Source organism: Sulfitobacter sp. AS59 (assembly GCF_038899995.1).
GTDB lineage: Bacteria > Pseudomonadota > Alphaproteobacteria > Rhodobacterales > Rhodobacteraceae > Sulfitobacter.
Genome location: NZ_JBBMQK010000006.1, coordinates 80,147 through 97,647 on the forward strand (window position 1 = coordinate 80,147; position 17,501 = coordinate 97,647).

Annotated in this window: 18 protein-coding genes; 17 read left to right on the forward strand and 1 reads right to left on the reverse strand. The window is 58.3% G+C overall.

Annotated features, from left to right (window positions below; translation table 11 throughout):
* Window positions 1–62: 62 nt before the first annotated feature.
* The 3 genes from phnE (WNY39_RS13890) to WNY39_RS13900 are packed head-to-tail and all read left to right on the forward strand — an operon-like array spanning window position 63 to window position 2,853.
* The gene (gene phnE, locus WNY39_RS13890) at window positions 63–947 is read left to right on the forward strand and encodes a phosphonate ABC transporter, permease protein PhnE (protein ID WP_342846360.1); all 885 of its coding nucleotides are present in this window, start codon (window positions 63–65) and stop codon (window positions 945–947) included.
* Window positions 944–2,233 (forward strand): phosphonate ABC transporter, permease protein PhnE, encoded by a 1,290-nt coding sequence (gene phnE, locus WNY39_RS13895; protein ID WP_342846362.1) that lies wholly within the window; start codon window positions 944–946, stop codon window positions 2,231–2,233. Before phnE (WNY39_RS13890) ends, phnE (WNY39_RS13895) begins: the two co-directional genes overlap by 4 nt.
* Window positions 2,233–2,853, forward strand: a complete 621-nt coding sequence (locus tag WNY39_RS13900) for a chloramphenicol acetyltransferase (protein WP_342846364.1) — start codon at window positions 2,233–2,235, stop codon at window positions 2,851–2,853. The genes phnE (WNY39_RS13895) and WNY39_RS13900 overlap by 1 nt, the downstream gene beginning before the upstream one ends.
* 17 nt (window positions 2,854–2,870) lie before the next feature.
* Here the strand turns inward: WNY39_RS13900 and phnF are convergent, their stop codons facing one another.
* The gene (phnF, locus tag WNY39_RS13905) at window positions 2,871–3,584 is read right to left on the reverse strand and encodes a phosphonate metabolism transcriptional regulator PhnF (protein WP_342846366.1); all 714 of its coding nucleotides are present in this window, start codon (window positions 3,582–3,584) and stop codon (window positions 2,871–2,873) included.
* Window positions 3,585–3,677: 93 nt separating this feature from the next.
* On the opposite strand from phnF, the gene phnG reads away from it, so the two are divergent.
* The 14 genes from phnG to WNY39_RS13975 all read left to right on the forward strand — a co-directional run bounded on the left by phnG (window position 3,678) and on the right by WNY39_RS13975 (window position 17,498).
* Window positions 3,678–4,133, forward strand: a complete 456-nt coding sequence (gene phnG / locus WNY39_RS13910) for a phosphonate C-P lyase system protein PhnG (RefSeq protein ID WP_342846368.1) — start codon at window positions 3,678–3,680, stop codon at window positions 4,131–4,133.
* Window positions 4,133–4,693 (forward strand): phosphonate C-P lyase system protein PhnH, encoded by a 561-nt coding sequence (phnH, locus tag WNY39_RS13915; protein WP_342846370.1) that lies wholly within the window; start codon window positions 4,133–4,135, stop codon window positions 4,691–4,693. Before phnG ends, phnH begins: the two co-directional genes overlap by 1 nt.
* Complete coding sequence (locus WNY39_RS13920; RefSeq protein WP_342846371.1) at window positions 4,693–5,781, forward strand: carbon-phosphorus lyase complex subunit PhnI; 1,089 nt, start codon at window positions 4,693–4,695, stop codon at window positions 5,779–5,781. The genes phnH and WNY39_RS13920 overlap by 1 nt, the downstream gene beginning before the upstream one ends.
* Window positions 5,778–6,647, forward strand: a complete 870-nt coding sequence (locus WNY39_RS13925; protein WP_342846373.1) for an alpha-D-ribose 1-methylphosphonate 5-phosphate C-P-lyase PhnJ — start codon at window positions 5,778–5,780, stop codon at window positions 6,645–6,647. The genes WNY39_RS13920 and WNY39_RS13925 overlap by 4 nt, the downstream gene beginning before the upstream one ends.
* The gene (gene phnK, locus WNY39_RS13930) at window positions 6,644–7,414 is read left to right on the forward strand and encodes a phosphonate C-P lyase system protein PhnK (RefSeq protein WP_342846375.1); all 771 of its coding nucleotides are present in this window, start codon (window positions 6,644–6,646) and stop codon (window positions 7,412–7,414) included. The genes WNY39_RS13925 and phnK overlap by 4 nt, the downstream gene beginning before the upstream one ends.
* A 4-nt stretch (window positions 7,415–7,418) precedes the next feature.
* Window positions 7,419–8,102 (forward strand): phosphonate C-P lyase system protein PhnL, encoded by a 684-nt coding sequence (gene phnL, locus WNY39_RS13935; protein ID WP_342846377.1) that lies wholly within the window; start codon window positions 7,419–7,421, stop codon window positions 8,100–8,102.
* The gene (gene phnN / locus WNY39_RS13940) at window positions 8,099–8,677 is read left to right on the forward strand and encodes a phosphonate metabolism protein/1,5-bisphosphokinase (PRPP-forming) PhnN (protein ID WP_342846379.1); all 579 of its coding nucleotides are present in this window, start codon (window positions 8,099–8,101) and stop codon (window positions 8,675–8,677) included. Before phnL ends, phnN begins: the two co-directional genes overlap by 4 nt.
* A 103-nt stretch (window positions 8,678–8,780) precedes the next feature.
* Window positions 8,781–9,926 (forward strand): alpha-D-ribose 1-methylphosphonate 5-triphosphate diphosphatase, encoded by a 1,146-nt coding sequence (locus tag WNY39_RS13945; RefSeq protein ID WP_342846381.1) that lies wholly within the window; start codon window positions 8,781–8,783, stop codon window positions 9,924–9,926.
* 499 nt (window positions 9,927–10,425) lie between these two features.
* Entirely contained in the window at window positions 10,426–10,683 is a 258-nt protein-coding gene (locus WNY39_RS13950; RefSeq protein WP_342846383.1) for a hypothetical protein, read from the forward strand.
* A gap of 576 nt (window positions 10,684–11,259) precedes the next feature.
* Window positions 11,260–11,844, forward strand: a complete 585-nt coding sequence (locus WNY39_RS13955) for an ANTAR domain-containing protein (protein WP_342846385.1) — start codon at window positions 11,260–11,262, stop codon at window positions 11,842–11,844.
* Window positions 11,841–12,989: a CmpA/NrtA family ABC transporter substrate-binding protein gene (locus tag WNY39_RS13960; protein ID WP_342846387.1), complete on the forward strand. Its 1,149-nt coding sequence runs from the start codon at window positions 11,841–11,843 to the stop codon at window positions 12,987–12,989. Before WNY39_RS13955 ends, WNY39_RS13960 begins: the two co-directional genes overlap by 4 nt.
* Window positions 12,990–13,236: 247 nt before the next feature.
* Window positions 13,237–14,607 (forward strand): CmpA/NrtA family ABC transporter substrate-binding protein, encoded by a 1,371-nt coding sequence (locus WNY39_RS13965; RefSeq protein WP_342846389.1) that lies wholly within the window; start codon window positions 13,237–13,239, stop codon window positions 14,605–14,607.
* Window positions 14,608–14,678: 71 nt separating this feature from the next.
* On the forward strand, window positions 14,679–15,767 hold the full coding sequence (locus WNY39_RS13970; RefSeq protein ID WP_175498487.1) for an ABC transporter permease: 1,089 nt from the start codon (window positions 14,679–14,681) through the stop codon (window positions 15,765–15,767).
* A gap of 42 nt (window positions 15,768–15,809) precedes the next feature.
* Window positions 15,810–17,498: an ABC transporter ATP-binding protein gene (locus WNY39_RS13975; RefSeq protein ID WP_342846392.1), complete on the forward strand. Its 1,689-nt coding sequence runs from the start codon at window positions 15,810–15,812 to the stop codon at window positions 17,496–17,498.
* The last annotated feature ends 3 nt before the right edge of the window (window positions 17,499–17,501 follow it).

A 17,501-nucleotide genomic window follows, 5' to 3' on the forward strand; every position in this document is an offset into this window, starting at 1 on the left:
GATTTTATAACGATTGCTGGCTCCGGAGTTTTCCGGGGCCAGATATTTATGCGGGGCAAACCATGGCAGACGAGACAATAACCGGCGGTGATGCCGCCACGCAGGCCAAGGCCTATCTTGAGCAGATCAAGAAAAAACGTTTGATGAATTTCATCATGCTGGTGGTGTTTCTGGCGCTTTTGGTGTCGGGCTTTTATACCGCTGATCAGCGAAACGCAGGCGGCTTTTGGGACGGGCTTTCCAACATTTTCGACTTTCCCGCCGCCATGTTCAGCGAGGCATTTGAACGCGCACCGTTGATGCCCGGTTATCTGGTTAAATATTTCCCGTCCTTGATTGAAACAATCAACATCGCCGCCGCGTCGACCCTGATCGGTGCCTTGCTGGGGTTGGGGATGTCACTGCTTGTCACGCGCGGTTTGGCACCGGTGCCATGGCTGGTGAACCCGCTGCGGCGGGTGCTGGATATTCTGCGCGCCATCCCTGAAATCGTCATCGCCTTGGTGCTGATCTTTATGCTGGGCGGCGGGCCTGTGCCCGCGATGATCGCGATTGCGCTGCATTCTGTCGGGGCTTTGGGCAAACTGTTTTCCGAGGTGAATGAAAATGCCTCTCTCAAGCCCATCGAAGGGCTGGCGTCGGTCGGGGCAAGCTGGACGCAGCGGATGTTGCTTGGTGTGATCCCGCAAGTCGCGCCGAACTATCTTAGCTACGCGCTCTTGCGGTTCGAGATTAACATTCGCGCCTCCGCCATCCTCGGTTTTGTCGGGGCAGGCGGCATCGGCTATGACCTGCGCAACACCATGAGCTGGGGCGTGGGCAAATACGACGAAGCCGCAGCGATCTTTATCCTGCTATTCTTGACCATTGTTGTTGTGGACCAGCTGTCCGGCATGCTGCGCAACCGACTGACCCATGGTGCCGCAAACTCACAGGTGATCCTATGACAACCGCAACCCTTCATGCCGCGACCCTTACGCAATTCAGCCGCAAGAAACGCCTGACCATAGCCGTGCCATTGGTCATTCTGGCGTATTTCGCCTATATCTTCGTGTCTTTCGACGTGGCGGGCCTTGGCGAGCGGATCAATCTGAACAACGCCCGTACGCTGATTTCTGACAGCTACAGCTACAAGACCCATGTCGCTCAAAATAACCGAAACGGGATGATCACCCTGTCGGTCGAGGGCGAGCGTAAGGGTCAATACCCCGATGGCACGGCACCCGATTGGGTCAGCTTGGGGGATACCACAGTGGTTGATCTGGGTAAGGGCCATGTGATCACCTTGGGGCCTCAGGTCAGCTATGACATTCCGGGGTACGGGCTGGTGACGGCGCGGCCTGACGGCACTGGCGTCCACGCGGTGTTTCCAGCCGGTGATCTGCCCGATTTCATCAACGCCTCAAAAAACCGCGTCATGATCGCCACGGATGCGGGGCGGTTCACCATCACCCGCGCTCGCGCCGAGGTTTTCAAATATAGCTTCGGCTGGGAGCTGTTCTTTTTCACCCTCGACAGCCCGTATTATGGCATGGGGCCTGTGCAACTTGCGCAGCATGCCATGAGCGGTGAAATGGGCGCGATCTGGCAGGAGTTCTGGACCAACAAGATGTGGCGGCACGGGGATGTGTTCTGGGCCTTGTTTGAGACGCTGCTGATGGCGTTTTTGGGCACATTTGGGGCGGCTATTGTTGCCTTGCCACTGGCATTTCTCGCAGCGCGAAACTTTACCCCTTTGGGCATCTTCCGCTTTGCGGCGCGACGCGTGTTTGATTTTCTGCGCGGTGTTGACGGGCTGATCTGGACCATTGTGCTTAGCCGCGCATTCGGCCCCGGGCCGCTGACCGGTTCGCTGGCGATCTTGCTGACGGACACAGGCACATTTGGCAAGATGTTCTCGGAAGCGCTTGAGAATGTGGACGAAAAGCAGATCGAAGGGATCACATCGACGGGGGCCAAGCCGATGCAACGCTATCGTTTTGGGGTCTTCCCACAGGTGTTGCCGGTCCTGCTTAGCCAGGTGCTGTACTACCTTGAATCCAATACAAGATCGGCGACCATTATTGGCGCGATCACCGGCGGCGGCATCGGCTTGCTGCTGACCCAAGCCATCACGACCCAAAAAGATTGGGAGGAGGTCACCTATTACATCGTCTTGATCATCCTGTTGGTCATGGCGATGGATACCCTGTCGGGCTGGCTGCGCCGCAAGCTGATCAAGGGTGATAGCTAATGGCACGATTGACAGCGGATGCGCCCTTTCTCCACCCTGACTGCGAGGTGACGGATGCCACGTTTGGAGCCTTTGTTGAGATCGGACGCAGCACCAGATTGGCGCATAGCCATTTCGACGACTACGCCTATTGCGACCGGTATTGTGACATTGCCAATGCCGCCGTGGGCAAGTTCGCCAATATCGCGGCCTTTGTGCGGATCGGGGCCACGGACCACCCGATGGAAAAAGCCAGCTTGCATCACTTTCACTACCGGTCAGGGGACTACTTTGACGATGCAGATCACGATGCGGCTTGGTTCGACCACAGACGCTCAAGGCGCGCTGTCATCGGGCACGACACATGGTTGGGCCACGGCGCGCAAGTCAGACCAGACGTAACAATCGGCCATGGCGCGGTGGTGGCAGGGGGTGCAATCGTGACCAAGGACGTTGCGCCCTATATGATCGTGGCCGGCATCCCCGCCGTACCGTTGCGGGCGCGGTTTCCCCAAGATATTGCAGATCGGCTGATGGATCTGGCGTGGTGGGATTGGCCCCATGACCGTCTGCGCCGCGCGCTAACGGATTTCCGCTCCCTCGGGGCAGAGGCATTCTTGGAACGTTATGAAGAATCGTGAAGGGGTGGGTCGCAGCGCTAGGTGTCTGACAGCGTTAAGGTGACCTTGTCCCCCGCAAACCATGTGCGCCCAACCTCAATCGGGCTGCCATCTGGGGCCACATTGATATTGATGGTGCGCAGAATGGGCGCGTTTTCGGCGATCCGCAGATGAAGCGCTTGGGTGGCGGTGGCGAGCTTTGCGTTCACCCGTGTCGAGGCCCGCGTGTAGTCCTCCACACCGCATTTGGCCAAAGCGGCTGTCACCGACGGATCGGCCCGCAGATAAGTCAACATTTCAGGAAAACGCCCGGCCGGAAAAACGCTTCGAAACAAGGCGATAGGCAGGTTTTCTGCCAGCGACAATCCTTCGTACACGTGCACTTTGGCACCATTGGCAATCTGCAGGGCCTCAGCCTCGGATGCATTGGCCGGGCGGGTTTCAAGCAACAGGGCTGTTTTCGCGGGCGCGCGACCGGCGGCGGTCAGATTTTGGTGAAACCGGACCCGACGGCCGATGGGATAGTCGGTTGGTGTTGTGGCGACAAAAACGCCCGCGCCACGCCTTGCGTGAACGATACCTTCCTCTGCCAAAGCCGCCAAAGCCTGCCGTACTGTGTGACGGTTAACGCCAAAACGTGCGGCCAGAACCGCCTCGGTCGGCAGTTTGTCGCCCTGGCGGTACACGCCTTCGGTGATGTCGCCGCGCACGGTGGTGGCAATGGCTTTCCAGATCGGCGTGCGGCGGGTCATGTCATGAAAACTTCACACTTTGGGGGGTTGGCGTGAGTGGGGTTGTTCAGTAGTATTTGTCTAGTTGTATAGACAACTAAAGAAGGTGTCTAGATGAATATGATGAGTGATCCAAACGCGTCGCGAAAAAGCTGGCTTGGTCTTTTGGCCAAATCTGCGGCCTCAGATGTCGCCCGCCATTGGGCGGCGCTGAACAGGGTGCCCGAGTATACCGTTTTGCGCAGCCCCGAGATTGGCGGCGTTATGGTACGGGGGCGGGCAGGGGCCGTTGGTGCCGCGTTTAACTTGGGCGAAATGACCGTCACCCGCGCCTCTGTCAGGTTGGCCGACGGGACGGTTGGCCATGGCTATGTGCAAGGCAGGGACAAAGATCATGCGCTCCACGCGGCCTTGGTTGATGCACTGATGCAAACGGGTGCGGCCGAAACGATCGAGGCAGCAGTATTGACCCCGTTGCGCGATGCCATGACGGCCCGCAAGACCGGGCGCGCGGCCAAAGCTGCGGCGACAAAAGTTGATTTCTATACCATGGTGCGGGGGGAAGACTGATGCAGGCACAAACCCTTGAAGGCGGCTTTGCCGATCTGCCCGTCGACGCATCCCACGCCTTTCGTGCGGTGATGACGGCGATGGCACGCCCCGGCGACATTGCCCGCGTGCAGGGCGCGCACCCTCCGGCCCCGATGAGCATGGCCGCCGGTGTTGTGGTCCTGACATTATGCGATCCGGAAACACCCGTTTTTCTTGCGGCCAGCCATGACACGCCGCAGGTGCGTGACTGGATTACCTTTCATACCGGTGCCCCCTTTACCGATGCGCGGGGTGCTATGTTCGCACTTGGCGCGTGGGATGACCTGCCGCTGTCGGATTTTCCGATTGGCACGGCGCAATATCCCGACCGGTCGGCCACCGTGATCGTCGAATGCCCGACATTGTCCAACGAGGGCACCGTTTTGCGCGGGCCGGGAATCAAGGCCGAAGCAACCTTATCCTTGCCCGAAACGCAGCGCTTTCAGACCAACGCGGCATTATTCCCGCTGGGGCTGGATTTCATTTTCACCTGCGGCGACCGCCTTGCGGCGCTGCCCCGCACAACGAGGGTCGGCTGATGTATGTTGCTGTAAAAGGCGGCGAGCGCGCCATTGACAATGCCCATGCGTGGCTGGCCGAGGAGCGGCGGGGCGATCCCGCAATCCCCGAGCTAAGCGTCGCGCAAATCCGCGCGCAGATGGCGCTGGCCGTCAACCGTGTCATGGCAGAAGGGTCGCTATATGATCCTGACCTTGCCGCCCTTGCGATCAAACAGGCGCGCGGCGATCTGATCGAGGCGATTTTTCTGATCCGCGCCTATCGCACCACCTTACCGCGTTTTGGCGGGTCGAACCCGATCGAGACCGAAGACATGGCCTGCGACAGGCGGGTGTCGGCGACCTTTAAGGACGCGCCGGGGGGGCAGGTTCTGGGGCCGACCTTTGACTACACCCACCGGTTGCTTGATTTCAAACTGGCCGCTGATGGCGAGGGCACAGATGTACCGACGGCCGCGCCTTCCGACATGGCGACGCCCCACATCATGTCCTTTCTGGACCGCGAGGGGTTGATCCAGACCGAACTAACCGGCGACGCTGTGCCAGATGATCTGACCCGCACGCCGTTGGAATTGCCCGCAAGCCGCGCCTTGCGCTTGCAATCGCTGACGCGGGGGGACGAGGGGTTTCTGCTGGGCATGGCTTATTCCACCCAGCGTGGCTATGCGCGCAACCACGCCTTTGTCGCTGAACTACGCATTGGTGCCGTAGCGGTCGAAATGGACATCCCCGAACTAGGTTTTGCGATCGAGATTGGCGAAATCACGGTGACGGAATGCGAGACCGTCAATCAATTCCAAGGCTCCAAAACGCAACCGCCGCAGTTCACGCGCGGCTACGGGTTGGTGTTCGGCATGACCGAACGCAAAGCGATTTCCATGGCCTTAGTCGACCGTGCGTTGCGCTGGAAGGAACTGGGCGAGGACAACCTTGGCGCGCCAGCGCAGGACGAAGAGTTCGTTTTATATCATAGCGATAACATTCAGGCGACGGGGTTTCTGGAGCATATCAAACTGCCCCATTACGTTGATTTCCAGTCCGAACTGGAACTGATCCGCAAGCTGCGACGCGAAGCGCAGGATAATATCAGCCGGGAGGCCGCGGAATGAGCGACTACAACTTTGCCTATCTCGATGAACAGACCAAACGCATGATCCGTCGTGCGATCCTCAAGGGGCTGGCGATCCCCGCTTATCAGGTGCCCTTTGCCAGTCGTGAAATGCCGATGCCTTATGGCTGGGGCACGGGCGGGGTGCAGGTATCGGCGGCGGTGCTGACGCCAGATGATACCTTCAAGGTCATCGACCAAGGGGCAGATGACACAACCAACGCCGTATCGATCCGCCGCTTTTTCCAAAAGACCGCAGGGGTCGCTGTGACCGAGGCCACTTCGCAGGCCAGCGTCATTCAGACGCGCCACCGCATCCCCGAGGAAGACCTGCGCGACGACCAGATCCTTGTGTATCAGGTGCCGATCCCCGAACCCTTGCGCTTTCTTGAGCCGTCCGAGGTCGAGACCCGCAAGATGCATGCGCTTGAGGAATACGGGCTGATGCATGTGAAACTGTATGAAGACATCAGCCAGCATGGCGATATCGCGACGGCCTATGCCTATCCGGTCAAGGTCGAGGGGCGCTATGTCATGGACCCGTCGCCTATTCCGAAGTTCGATAATCCCAAGCTTGAAATGGCGGGCATTCAACTGTTCGGCGCGGGGCGCGAGCAGCGGATCTATGCCATTCCGCCATATACACAGGTCGTCAGCCTTGATTTCGATGATTATCCTTTCCAGCCGACCAAGGCCGATCACGCCTGCGACCTCTGCGGTGCGACCGACAGCTATCTGGACGAATTGATCGTGGATGACGCGGGTGGACGCATGTTCATGTGCTCTGACACCGACTACTGCGCGACCCGCCGCAAACAGGGGCATGTGGGCGCGCAAGGAATACCCTACGAGGAGGACGCCGCATGACCCCGCTTTTGCAGGTTGAAAACATTGCCAAATTCTATGGTGCCCGCATCGGCTGCACGGATGTGTCGTTTGATCTTTATCCCGGCGAAGTCATGGGGATCGTGGGCGAAAGCGGCTCGGGCAAGTCCACTTTGCTGAACTGTCTGGCGGGGCATCTGACACCTGATCGCGGGGCCGTCCGTTTTGACACACGGGCCGATGGTCTGCGCGATACGATCACCATGTCAGAACCCGAACGCAGGATGCTGGGGCGTACCGATTGGGCCTTTGTGCATCAACACGCCCGCGACGGGCTGCGGATGAATGTCAGTGCCGGCGGCAATGTAGGCGAACGGCTGATGGCTGTGAATGCGCGGCACTACGGTGATATCCGCGCCGAGGCGATTGATTGGCTGGGGCGGGTCGAGATTACCGAAGACCGGATTGATGACCGTCCCACAGCCTTTTCCGGCGGTATGCAGCAACGTCTGCAAATCGCGCGCAATCTGGTGACGGGGCCGCGGCTGGTGTTCATGGATGAACCCACCGGCGGGCTTGATGTCTCGGTGCAGGCGCGGCTGTTGGATCTGTTGCGTGGCCTTGTACGCGAGATGAACCTCAGCGCGATCATTGTCACCCATGACCTTGCTGTTGTGCGCCTTTTGGCGGACCGGTTGATGGTGATGAAAGACGGCCACGTGATCGAGACGGGGTTGACCGATCAGGTGCTGGATGATCCGCAGCATGCCTATACCCAGCTTCTTGTTTCCTCTGTCTTGCAGGTGTGAGCCGATGATTTCTATCGAAAATGTTTCAAAGTTCTTTGTGTTGCACAATCAGGGTGCCGCTGAAATTCCGGTGATGCAGGGGGCCTCGTTAACCGTCTCTGCGGGGGAATGTGTGGCCTTGGTCGGGGCGTCCGGCGCGGGGAAATCCACGCTGATGCGGATGATCTATGGCAATTACCTGACAGCCTCGGGCCGGATCATGATTGGCGATATTGATGTGGCAACCGCCGCCCCGCGCGAGATTATCCAACTGCGCCGGCGCACGCTGGGCTATGTCAGCCAGTTCCTGCGCGTCGTGCCGCGCGTATCGACGCTGGAGGTTGTGGCAGAGCCGTTGCTGGCAACAGGAACGGCCCGCGATGATGCCATCGCACACGCCGAAAGCCTGTTGACCCGTCTGAATATCCCCCGCCGACTTTGGCAGCTTAGCCCGACAACCTTTTCGGGCGGCGAACAGCAGCGGGTGAACATCGCGCGTGGTTTTGCCTATCCCTATCCGGCGCTGCTGCTGGATGAACCGACCGCCAGCCTTGACCCAACGAACTGCGCCACGGTGCTGGCCATGATTACCGAGGCCAAGGCCCGCGGTGCCGCGATCATCGGGATATTCCATGACCACGCTGCGCGCGATGAAATCTGTGACCAGCAGTTTGACGTGACCCAGTTCACGCCGGGGCTGGCCGCATGAGCAGGGGGCGCTTTATCGCCGTTGTCGGTCCGTCAGGTGTTGGCAAGGACAGCGTGATGCAGGCAATGGCAGCCCGTGACCCGCGTATCGTGCTGGCCCGCCGCATGATCACCCGGCCAAGCGACGCGGGCGGCGAGGATTTTGACAACGTAACGGTCGAAGAGTTCCACGCGCTGCACGCCGCAGATGCCTTTGCACTCAGCTGGGCGGCGCATGGCCTGCACTACGCCATCCCCGCGACGGTTGACGCATATCTGCAAGAGGGGCGCGATGTGCTGGCAAATCTTTCCCGCGCGGTTCTGATCCGCGCCAAAGATCGTTTCGCGCAATTTGAGGTGATCAATTTGACCGCTGACCGTGATGTACTTGCTGCTAGACTGGCCGCCCGAGGCCGCGAAACCGCCGCGCAAATCGCCGGGCGGCTTGACCGTGCCACTACAGGCTTGCCCGATGGTATTTCGGCGCTTCATGTCGACAATAGCGGCCCGCTTGACCAGACGGTCCAAACCGCGCTCGACCATCTTTATCCGGCTGTCACCACACAGGCGGGCAGGGCCCCGCACAAGGTGAAATGATCATGAAAACCACCACATATCACCGGACGGCGAACGTTTGCCCCTTCAATCCCTCAAGTTCCCCGCAGATGCCGGACATCTGCCAAATCAGCGTGACATGCCCATGACCCAGCAGACAATTTTCGCCAATGCCCGCCTGATCTTGAAGGACGAGGTCATTACCGGATCTTTGGCCGTTGCGGATGGCGTCATCACGGATATCGCCCAAGGTGCCAGCGTGCCAAAAGGCGCAATTGATCTTGAGGGTGATTACCTGTCCCCCGGTTTGGTGGAGCTTCACACCGACAATGTAGAGCGCCATTTGGAACCGCGGCCCAAGGTAAGCTGGCCCTTTCGTGCGGCCATTCTGGCCCATGACCGTGAATTGGCAGGGGCAGGGATCACCACGGTTTTCGACGCGATCCGGATCGGCTCAATCGTGTCGGACACAGGGGCAGGCTACCCCAAATATGCCCGCCAGATGACCGACGAAATCATGGGGGTCCGCGCGGCGGGACTGCTGCGGATCAGCCACCATATTCATCTGCGTGCAGAGGTGTGTTCCGAAACCCTGATCGACGAACTTGATGAGTTTTCGGAGGAGGACCGCATCGGCATCGTGTCGATGATGGATCACACACCGGGGCAGCGCCAGTTCGTCGATATCTCAAAATTCGAGACCTATATTCGGGGCAAACGGGCGTACTCCGATGAACAATGGGACGGGTATGTCGATTTCCTCTACGGGCTTCAGGCGCGGCTTGGGGCAAAACACGAGGCCGCGACCGTTGCTGCCGCAAAACGGCTTGGCGCAACCTTGGCCAGCCATGATGACACAACAGCCGATCAAGTCGCCACAAGCCATTCTTATGGCGTGAGCGTGGCCGAATTCCCCACAACTGTTGCTGCAGCTGAAACGTGCCGCGCCAAGGGCATTACCACGATCATGGGGGCCCCCAACCTGATCCGCGGCGGGTCGCATTCCGGCAATGTCGCCGCGGCCGATCTTGCGCAGATGGACCTGCTGGATATCTTGTCATCGGATTATGTGCCTGCGGGGTTGCTGATGGCTGCGGTCCAGCTTGGCGATATCTGGGGCAACCTTGCGCGCGGGATGCAGACCGTCACAACCACGTCCGCACACTCCGTCGGGCTGATGGATCGCGGGGCATTAGAGGTAGGTCAACGGGCCGACATCATCCGCTTTGCCCTGCAAGACCAGACGCCCGTCCTGCACGAAACCTGGAGCGCCGGAAAGCGCGTGTCCTGAGGGGGACTACGGCTGGACGGGTGTGGTGAGGGGATTGAGTAGGGAAGGGCGTTGGCTTTGGGTGGGAGTGATGTGGGCGGAGCAGACCTTCGTTGCACTTGCGCAAGTGTCGGGTTTGGCGAACCCTTTAATATAAGGTCCCTTTTTGGAAAGTGGGTTGTGCAAGTGGTTGTCTCAAAAAATGTTTTCTGTCCACTTGACTTTCGTGCATTTAATACGTATTTATTACGTATGCGGGGGAAATCCTCCGCTTTATAATTAATATTATTCATACAATATCAGAGCAACCATGAACTGGGTTTGAAAAACCTGAAACACAATCAATGAATACCAATTCCATACTTGCTTACAAACCGAAGTGATTTTGCTCTGGATCACTAACCTGTAAGTACTCTGGCAAGCTTGGTGTTCAGGAGGGTAGAATGATGTATCTTTCATCAAACTTACCGCCTGAGCGTCTTAGCTGGCACTGCCCTCCACAGCTCGTGGAGAAGTGTCAGTGGAAGACAATCAGCGGAAAGAAGTAAAAATAGACGGAAGCTCACTTGAGCTTGATGCAAATTGGGTAAACGGCCAATCAGGGCTGTTCGGGTTCCTTTCGGAGCACGCACGGCACCATCCTTGGATTGTCGGTATCGTCGCGATATGCGGCACTGCGGTGCTAGTTCCAGCGGAGGCTGTCGGCTCAACAATTATTGGTTGTGTGGCGATCATATCAATTGCCGTCATTACAATTAAGATCACGAAAAGGAAATAACGTGCCTGCGAAAAACAGGATCAATTTGGTTGTATCAGATCGAACTAGAGACCAATTGTCTGAATTACAGAATAGACTGGATTCGAGCTCATTGACCGACACGATCAAGCGCTCAATAGAGCTCATGGATTTCATCAGTCAGTCGACCCTAAAAGGTGAAGACATCTTTTTGCGCGGTCCAAACGGCGATGAAACTAAGCTACAAGTTCTCTATTGAGATCTGAAATATCTGATGGGCTGTTATCTTACATAGGGTAGCAGCCCATCACCTTGAACTGAGGTCTGACCAGAAACGCCGTTCAGAACCTAATCAGTTGTTGAACGTTTTTGGCTACCTGATGATAGCAGTCATTCATCGTCGATGCAGCACCGATCAAAGCCGCGCCGCACCCCACATCAACACCTAGGTGTCTCCCAATCATATCTGCCTTGCCAAGCCACCCGCATCGCCCCATCCGCGTGTTTCGGTGTCTCTACGCGCACAAGGCGCTTAAAAAACAGGCAGGGCAACAAACTTGCCCCCATTCTCCACCCGATTAGATTTCCTATCCCGTACGCCTGCGCTACCCCAGATACGTGAGAAAAGATCTTCGTATCCTTGTCGTCGAGGCAGATACCGCCAAAGCGAAAAACATCATCGACGCGCTGCTTGAGGCAGGGTGGAGCGATGTGCATGCGATTGCCCAAGTGTCAGGTCTTGAACAGTCGGTCCTGAAACATGCCCCCGATATCGTGTTGATCGACATGGCCAACCCGGATCGCGACACCTTGGAACATATCGGCGTGGTGTCGGATACCAAATCGCGCGCGGTGGCGATGTTTGTGGATCAGACCGACCAGGATTTGACCCAAGCGGCGCTGGCTGCGGGCGTCAGCGCCTATGTTGTGGACGGGCTGCAAATGAACCGCATCAAATCGGTGATCGAGACGGCGATCGCGCGGTTCCAGATGATGCGGCAGATGCAATCAGAGCTGGAGGCGGCCAAGCAGGCGCTTGAGGATCGCAAAACCATCGACCGGGCCAAGGGCATCCTGATGCGCCGCCGTGATATGTCCGAGGACGCGGCCTATAAGCTGTTGCGCAAGGCGGCGATGGATCAGGGGCGTAAGGTGATTGATGTGGCCCACGCGTTGGTGACAGCATCGGATCTTTTGACATGAGCCGCACCGTTCTGAATTGCGGTTATGTGCCGCTGATGGACAGCGCGCCGCTGATCATCGCGCGCGAATTGGGCTTTGCGGCTGAGGAGGGGCTGGACCTTAACCTGATCCGGCAGCCGTCATGGTCGGCCTTGCGCGATATGCTGGCCTTGGGGCATCTGGATGCGGCGCAGATGCTGTCGCCGATGCCGGTTGCGATGTCGCTGGGGCTGGGCGGGTTGCCTGCGAAAATCGACAGTCTGATGGGGTTGTCGGTGAATGGCACGGTGTTTGGTGTGTCGCAAAAACTGGCGCATGATCTGGGGCCTGTGCCGTTTGGCGATCCGCATGCGTTGCTGCGCGCACTGGCAGGGCGTGGGGGCAGCCCCTTGCGCGTCGGGGTGCCGTTCCCGTTCTCAATGCACCGGTTGTTGCTGTCTTACTGGACCCAATTCGCCCCCGATCTTGCTGTTGAAGTGGTCACCGTTCCGCCGCCGCGCATGGCCGATGCGGTTGCCGACGGGCATGTCGACGCCTTTTGGGTCGGTGAACCCTGGGGCAGTGCCATTGTCGGGCGCGGTGTCGGCAGCATTTTGATGGCGGGGCGGCATGTTTGGGGGTTCGCGCCTGAAAAAGTGCTGGCCGCGCGCCATGACTGGATTGCCGACAATCCCGACCCCACGCGGCATTTGATGCGGGCCGTGTACCAATCCGCCCGATGGCTCGACATCGAAAAGAACAAACCGCTGGCGGTCGAGATTTTGGGGCGCAGCGAGCATCTGAACCTGTCGCAAGAGGTGATCGAGCCTGCGCTTACGGGGCTGTTGACGCTGACCCAAGGCGGCTCGCCGGTGATGGTCGACCAGTTTTTGATGTTTCATAATCACGCCGCATCTTTCCCGTGGCGCAGTCAGGCGGCGTGGATTGCCGCACGGCTAGGCGCGGATGCCGCTGGTATTGCGCTGGCCAAGCAGTGCTTTCGCAGCGATCTGTATCGCAAATACCTTGGCGCGATTGGGGCGGACCTGCCCGGTGCATCGGAAAAAGTCGAAGGGGCCATCGCCGAAAAGACCGCCGTTGCGTCGTCTCGTGGTCAGATGATTCTTGCCCCTGATGCGTTTTTCGACGGTAGAATGTTCGATTTTGCAGCAACTGGTGATGAATAATTGTGCAGTTTGCTGCGGAAGCCCGAAATTTCATGCGGCAGTGCAGAAAAATTGTTGAACGCGCGTCGGGATTGATAAATCCTTAAATCAACGTTTCGGGCACTGCTGCCTGAATTCTTTCCGCCAATGATGGTGGAAACCTTCCAAGAGCAAAGCCGCTCGTAAGAAACACGGATTTTTCGTGATGCTTACGTGCGGCTTTTTTTATTTTGGCGACACAGCCCCAACCAGACACAGGATACCAAAGATGATCAGAAAACTTCCCCTTACGCTCGTCGCCTCAGGCCTTTTGGCCAGCACGGCTTATGCTGAAATGCTTGATCTTGAAAAGGACGAACTGACCGTCGGCTTTATCAAGCTGACCGATATGGCTCCTTTGGCTGTCGCCTATGAGAACGGGTATTTCGAGGACGAGGGCCTGTTTGTGACCCTTGAGGCGCAGGCGAACTGGAAGGTTTTGCTGGACGGTGTGATCGACGGGCAGCTTGACGGCGCGCATATGTTGGCAGGTCAGCCGCTGGCCGCGACCATCGGCTATGGCACCAAGGCGCATATCATCACGCCCTTTTCCATGGACCTGAACGGCAACGCCATCACCGTCTCGAACGAGATTTGGGAGAAGATGAAGCCGAATGTGCCCAAGATGGATGATGGCCGCCCGCAGCATCCGATTTCCGCCTCGGCTCTCAAGCCGGTGGTTGAGGATTACAAAGACCAGGGCATCCCGTTCAACATGGGCATGGTTTTCCCGGTTTCCACGCACAATTACGAACTGCGCTACTGGCTGGCCGCGGGCGGTTTGCAGCCGGGCTATTACTCTGATCAGGACATCTCGGGCCAGATTGGTGCGGATGTATTCCTGTCCGTGACGCCGCCACCGCAGATGCCTGCCACGATGGAGGCCGGTACGATCTTTGGCTATTGCGTCGGCGAGCCTTGGAACCAACAGGCGGTGTTCAAAGGCATTGGCGTGCCTGTCATCACCGACTACCAGCTGTGGAAGAACAACCCCGAGAAAGTCTTTGGCATCAGCGCCGAGTTCGCCAAAGAGAACCCCAACACAACGCTGGCCATGACCAAGGCGCTGATCCGCGCTGCGATCTGGCTGGACGAGAATGAAAACGCCAACCGTCCAGAGGCGGTGGAGATGCTGTCGCGGTCCGAATATGTGGGCGCGGATTACGAAGTGATCGCCAACTCCATGACAGGCACTTTTGAATTCGAAAAGGGCGACAAGCGTGAAATCCCTGATTTCAATGTCTTTTTCCGCCACAATGCGACCTATCCCTATTACTCGGACGCCATCTGGTACCTGACGCAGATGCGTCGCTGGGGTCAGATCGCCGAGCCGAAGTCGGATGAATGGTTCGTCGATACCGCCAAGGAAGTTTACCGCCCCGATCTTTACCTTGCTGCCGCGAAAATGCTGGTGGACGAGGGCACGGCCGACGCGGCGGATTTCCCATGGGACAGCGACGGCTTCAAAGCGCCAACACCTGCCGAGGATATCATTGACGGCATCGCTTACGACGGGCGCGCACCCAACGCCTATCTTGATAGCCTGCCCATCGGCCTGAAAGGCGACCAGATGATCATCGACAACCAGATCAAGGGCTAAGCCCTGCGCCCCGCGCGGCATCTGTCGCGCGGGGCACCCCCCATGTTTGCCCAGAACACAGGATACCCCCCATGTCTGTCACCGACCCCGATACATTGTCCGCCGTCACCTTGGACAAAGAGGCCAAGCGCGCCCGCCTTTTCACCCGCATCAACAAGGCTGACAACTGGTTTCAGGTGCTGGGGTTGGCCTGGCTTACGCCGATCCTGAAAGCGGCCGCTGGCGACAACCCCAAGGCGCAGATCGGCGAAGTCTGGCGTTTGCTGGGTGTCCCTGTTTTGGCAATTGTGATCTTCCTGCTGGCATGGGGTGCGTTGGCCCCCAAGGTACAAACCTCGCTGGGTGCGGTGCCGGGCCCGGTGCAAGTCTGGGAACAAGCCATCAGCCTGAACGCCGATGCTATCCGCGAACGTGAAAAAGCGGCAGCGTTTTACGAGCGTCAGGATGTGCGGAACGCAAAACTGATTGCGGACGGTCGCGCGGATGACGTCAAACAGCGCGTCTATACTGGCAGGCCCACCTATTACGCGCAAATCTGGACCTCGATCAAAACGGTTTTCTTCGGCTTTCTGATTGCGTCGATCATTGCCATCCCGCTTGGTATCGCGGCGGGTCTGTCACAGACGGCGAACGCCGCCCTGAACCCGCTGATCCAGATTTTCAAACCGGTCTCGCCGCTGGCGTGGCTGCCGATTGTGACAATGATCGTCTCGGCAGTATATGCCAGCAATGATGGCATGTTTTCCAAATCCTTCCTGATCTCGGCCATCACGGTCACGCTGTGTTCGCTTTGGCCCACGTTGATTAACACCGCCCTTGGCGTGTCAAGCATCGACAAAGATCTGGTCAGCGTGTCGCGGGTTCTGAAAATGAACACATGGACCAAGATCACCAAACTGGTGCTGCCCTCGGCGCTGCCGCTGATCTTTACCGGTCTGCGACTGTCGCTGGGCGTGGGCTGGATGGTGCTGATCGCGGCGGAAATGCTGGCGCAGAACCCCGGCCTTGGCAAATTTGTCTGGGATGAATTCCAGAACGGATCGTCCCAGAGCTTGGCCAAGATCATGGTGGCTGTCTTTACCATCGGGATCATCGGCTTCTTGCTGGACCGCGTGATGTACGCGCTGCAATCCATGTTCACCTTCTCGGCAAACCGGTGACCCGCGCCAAGCGGCGAAGCGTTAGCGCATAAAGGAAAAACCATGAGCATTCTGTCCATCAAAAATGTGAACAAGGGTTTCGGCGTCGGCACCCACCGCGCCGAGGTTCTTAAAAACATCAACCTCGAGGTCAAAGAGGGGGAATTCCTTGCGATCCTCGGGTTTTCGGGCACGGGAAAATCCACGCTGATGAACCTGATCGCAGGGCTTGAGACACCTGATAGCGGTAGCCTGACCTTCAAAGGCGCGCCGATCACCGAACCGGGGCCGGAACGTGGCCTGATCTTTCAAAGCTATTCCTTGATGCCGTGGTTGACAGTGGGCGGCAATGTGGGGCTCGCGGTCGATGCTGTGTTCCCCAAGCTGTCCAAATCCGCACGGCAAGAGAAGATCGATCATTACGTAAGCATGGTGGGCCTGTCGCACGCCACGGCGCGGCGGCCGGCTGAATTGTCAGGCGGGATGCGCCAACGGGTCGCCGTAGCGCGCGCACTGGCGATGAACCCCGAAATGCTGCTGCTGGACGAGCCGCTGTCGGCGCTGGACGCGCTGACGCGGGCCAATCTGGCGGATGAGATCCTTGATATTTGGGAGCAGGATAAAAAGACCTGCATCCTGATTACCAATGACGTGGACGAGGCGATTTTGCTGGCCGACCGCATCGTGCCGCTGAATCCTGACGGGACGCTTGCCGACCCGATCGAGGTGAACATCCCGCGCCCCCGTGACCGGATGGCCATGAACAACGACGATACCTTCAAGGCGCTGCGGGCGAGCGTCACGAAATACCTGATGGATGTGGGGATCGAGGCGAAGGTCGAAGAAACCAAGACCCTGCCGGGGGTCACGCCCATCCACGCGGTGCCACGTGCGGTGGCCGCAGCACAGCACAGCCCGATTGAAGAGCGGTATCTGAATTTCTCGCAGCTTCACAAAGTCTATCCAACGCCTAAAGGGCCGCTGACGGTGGTCGAGAATTTCGATCTCAAGGTCAACAAGGGGGAGTTCATCTCGCTCATCGGGCACTCGGGTTGCGGCAAATCCACGGTGCTGACCATGGCGGCTGGGCTTAACCCGATTTCCAAGGGTGCGATCCGGCTGGACGGCTGGAACGTGGAGGGCGCTGACCCCGAACGCGCTGTTGTGTTCCAATCGCCCAACCTTTTCCCATGGCTCACGGCCAAGGAGAACGTCGCCATCGGTGTGGACAAAGTATACCCCAAGGCCTCTCAGGCAGAGCGGCAGGACGTGATCGAATACTATCTTGAACGCGTCGGTCTGGCCGACAGCATGGACAAGGATGCGGCGTCGCTTTCAAACGGCATGAAACAGCGTGTCGGCATTGCGCGGGCCTTTGCGCTTTCGCCGAAATTGCTGCTGCTGGATGAACCTTTTGGCATGCTCGACAGCCTGACCCGTTGGGAGCTTCAGGAGGTTCTAATGGAGGTCTGGTCGCGCACCAAGGTCACCGCCGTTTGCGTTACACATGACGTAGACGAGGCGATCTTGCTGGCCGACCGCGTCGTCATGATGACCAACGGGCCACAGGCGACGATAGGCAAGATCACGGATGTAAAGCTGCCCCGACCGCGCACCCGCAAAGCGCTGTTGGAGCATCCCGATTACTACACCTACCGGCAGGAGGTTCTCGATTTCCTAGAGGAATACGAGCATGGCAACACGTCCAAAAACGCCAAAACCCCGGCCCCAAAACCCATCGCAGCGGAGTGACGA

What these genes read in the sequence shown, in the direction of transcription:
- phnH (WP_342846370.1), top strand. Translation starts at nt 4,133, where the DNA reads ATGCAGGCACAAACCCTTGAAGGCGGCTTTGCCGATCTGCCCGTCGAC.
- WNY39_RS13925 (WP_342846373.1), top strand. Translation starts at nt 5,778, where the DNA reads ATGAGCGACTACAACTTTGCCTATCTCGATGAACAGACCAAACGCATG.
- phnL (WP_342846377.1), top strand. Translation starts at nt 7,419, where the DNA reads ATGATTTCTATCGAAAATGTTTCAAAGTTCTTTGTGTTGCACAATCAG.
- phnN (WP_342846379.1), top strand. Translation starts at nt 8,099, where the DNA reads ATGAGCAGGGGGCGCTTTATCGCCGTTGTCGGTCCGTCAGGTGTTGGC.
- WNY39_RS13960 (WP_342846387.1), top strand. Translation starts at nt 11,841, where the DNA reads ATGAGCCGCACCGTTCTGAATTGCGGTTATGTGCCGCTGATGGACAGC.
- WNY39_RS13970 (WP_175498487.1), top strand. Translation starts at nt 14,679, where the DNA reads ATGTCTGTCACCGACCCCGATACATTGTCCGCCGTCACCTTGGACAAA.
- phnE (WP_342846360.1), top strand. Translation starts at nt 63, where the DNA reads ATGGCAGACGAGACAATAACCGGCGGTGATGCCGCCACGCAGGCCAAG.
- phnF (WP_342846366.1), bottom strand. Translation starts at nt 3,584, where the DNA reads ATGACCCGCCGCACGCCGATCTGGAAAGCCATTGCCACCACCGTGCGC.
- phnK (WP_342846375.1), top strand. Translation starts at nt 6,644, where the DNA reads ATGACCCCGCTTTTGCAGGTTGAAAACATTGCCAAATTCTATGGTGCC.
- WNY39_RS13965 (WP_342846389.1), top strand. Translation starts at nt 13,237, where the DNA reads ATGATCAGAAAACTTCCCCTTACGCTCGTCGCCTCAGGCCTTTTGGCC.
- phnG (WP_342846368.1), top strand. Translation starts at nt 3,678, where the DNA reads ATGAATATGATGAGTGATCCAAACGCGTCGCGAAAAAGCTGGCTTGGT.
- WNY39_RS13945 (WP_342846381.1), top strand. Translation starts at nt 8,781, where the DNA reads ATGACCCAGCAGACAATTTTCGCCAATGCCCGCCTGATCTTGAAGGAC.
- WNY39_RS13900 (WP_342846364.1), top strand. Translation starts at nt 2,233, where the DNA reads ATGGCACGATTGACAGCGGATGCGCCCTTTCTCCACCCTGACTGCGAG.
- WNY39_RS13920 (WP_342846371.1), top strand. Translation starts at nt 4,693, where the DNA reads ATGTATGTTGCTGTAAAAGGCGGCGAGCGCGCCATTGACAATGCCCAT.
- WNY39_RS13975 (WP_342846392.1), top strand. Translation starts at nt 15,810, where the DNA reads ATGAGCATTCTGTCCATCAAAAATGTGAACAAGGGTTTCGGCGTCGGC.
- phnE (WP_342846362.1), top strand. Translation starts at nt 944, where the DNA reads ATGACAACCGCAACCCTTCATGCCGCGACCCTTACGCAATTCAGCCGC.